The 2,059-nt window shown below is 67.2% G+C and carries 4 protein-coding genes; all 4 read left to right on the top strand.

Translation table 11 applies throughout. The annotated features are described in order from the left end of the window. A partial coding sequence (locus N0A24_12175; protein ID MCS7174094.1) for a helix-turn-helix domain-containing protein occupies positions 1–208 on the top strand: 208 nt, incomplete at its 5' end. Between the two features lie 11 nt (positions 209–219). After that, positions 220–720: a DUF4149 domain-containing protein gene (locus N0A24_12170; GenBank protein ID MCS7174093.1), complete on the top strand. Its 501-nt coding sequence runs from the start codon at positions 220–222 to the stop codon at positions 718–720. 120 nt (positions 721–840) lie between these two features. Then, complete coding sequence (locus N0A24_12165) at positions 841–1,215, top strand: DUF488 family protein (GenBank protein MCS7174092.1); 375 nt, start codon at positions 841–843, stop codon at positions 1,213–1,215. A gap of 9 nt (positions 1,216–1,224) precedes the next feature. Further along, on the top strand, positions 1,225–2,059 hold an 835-nt coding region (locus N0A24_12160; protein ID MCS7174091.1), incomplete at its 3' end, for a Glu/Leu/Phe/Val dehydrogenase.

The following is a 2,059-nucleotide window of genomic DNA, read 5'->3' as shown; positions in this document are numbered from 1 at the left end:
CGACCTCCCGCTCAGCCGGGAGGACCTCGCGGGCCTCACGGGCACCACCTTGTACACCGCAAGCCGTATCCTGAGCCGGTGGGCACAGCAGGGGATCGTCTCCGCGGGGCGGCAGCGGCTGGTGATCCGAAAACCGCACGCGCTCGTGGAGATCGCGGAGGACCTCTCCTTGACGGAGGGCAAGGAGTCCTCCAGGGGAGAAGGATAGAATGCTTGCGGATGTACCACCTGAGCGTGTACGTGCACCTTCTGAGCGCGGTGGTGTGGGTGGGCGGGATGCTGTTCCTGGCCCTGGTGGCGATTCCCGTCCTGCGGAACCTGCAGGATCAACCTCGGGCGGAGCTGGTGGCCCGGATGGGCGAACGGTTCCGGCCCGTGGCATGGACCTGTATCGTGCTGCTGGTCGTTACCGGGATCCTGAACCTGACCTACCGGGGGGTGAGCTGGGAGAGCGTTCTCACGGGAAGGCTCTGGCAGAGCCCCTTCGGGCAGGTGCTGGCGTGGAAGCTGGGATTCGTGCTGGTCGCCATCCTGCTGAGTGCGGTGCACGACTTCTACCTAGGACCCGCGAGCACGCGGCTGCTGCGGGATCGGAACCCCGATGCGCAACGAGCCCTAACTTTGCGCCGGCAAGCCGCCTGGGTGGGCCGCCTGAATGCCCTGTTCGTCCTCGTGGTTCTGGGTCTCGCGGTGCTGCTGGTGCGGGGGGTTCCACGGTAACGCAGGGGACGTGGCGTGGATCTCTCCGTCTGAGCCCCGTGGACCCTCGCAGCCTCGGAAGACCCATGGCCGGGGGAGGGGTGGATCTGGAGGGTCTGGCCAAAAACCGGAGGGAGGGGGATGATCCGGGTAAAGCGCGCCTACGATCCCGCGGAGCCCGATGATGGGGAGCGGTACTTGGTGGATCGTCTCTGGCCCCGGGGCATGCGGAGGGAGGATCTCCGGATACACGGGTGGCTTCGGGAAGTGGCTCCCAGTGCGGCCCTGCGACGGTGGTTCGGGCACGACCCGGCGAAGTGGGAGGAGTTCAAGCGGCGGTACTTCGCGGAGCTCGAGTCCCGCCCCGAGACCTGGCGGCCAGTGGTGGAGGCCGCCAGGCGGGGAAACGTAACGTTGCTCTACAGTGCCCGGGACCCCCTGCACAACAACGCGGTCGCGCTCCAGGGGTTCTTGGAGCACAGGCAGAAAAACTCTCCAGGGGATTCCAGGAGCTGAGGAGGGAGAATGCAGGCGACTCTCCGACCGCAGCAGGACCCGTGGGAGATGGCCCTGGAGCAGTTCCAGCGGGCGGCTCGGTACGTACCCCTCAAACGGGGCATCCGGGAATTCCTCATGTACCCCCGGCGGGAGCTCACCGTGAACTTCCCCGTGAAGATGGACGATGGATCGGTACGCATCTTCACCGGCTACCGGGTGCACCACAGCACGGTCCTCGGCCCCACCAAGGGCGGCATCCGCTATCACCCGGACGTGACCCTCTACGAGGTTCGGGCGTTGGCCATGTGGATGACGTGGAAGTGCGCGGTGGCGGGGCTGCCGTACGGCGGAGCCAAGGGCGGGGTGGTGTGCGACCCTAAGCGACTCTCTCCGGGGGAGCTCGAGCGGCTTACCCGTCGGTACGCCACGGAGATCACCATCCTGATGGGCCCCGAAAGCGACATCCCGGCTCCGGATGTGGGGACAACCCCACAGGTCATGGCGTGGATCATGGACACCTACAGCATGCACCGGGGCTATTCCGTTCCTGCCGTGGTGACCGGGAAGCCCACCTCCGTGGGCGGGACCGTAGGCCGGGAGGATGCCACGGGCCGGGGATGCGCGCTCGTGGCCCGGGAGGCCGCGAAGGAAGTGGGCCTGCGACTGGAAGGATCTCGGGTAGCGGTGCAGGGATTTGGAAACGTGGGGTACCACACGGCCCGGCTGCTGCACGAAATGGGGGCCCGGGTGGTGGCGGTGAGCGACTCTCAGGGCGGAATCTACGACCCCGAGGGGCTGAACCTGGAGGCGGTGCAGCGCCACAAGCGGCAGACTGGGAGCGTGGTGGACTTTCCCGGAGCCC

Source organism: Armatimonadota bacterium, from assembly GCA_025059775.1.
GTDB lineage: Bacteria > Sysuimicrobiota > Sysuimicrobiia > Sysuimicrobiales > Sysuimicrobiaceae > Sysuimicrobium.
The sequence above is the reverse complement of the archived record's forward strand: the minus strand, read 5'-3'. Positions and strand labels throughout refer to the sequence as shown.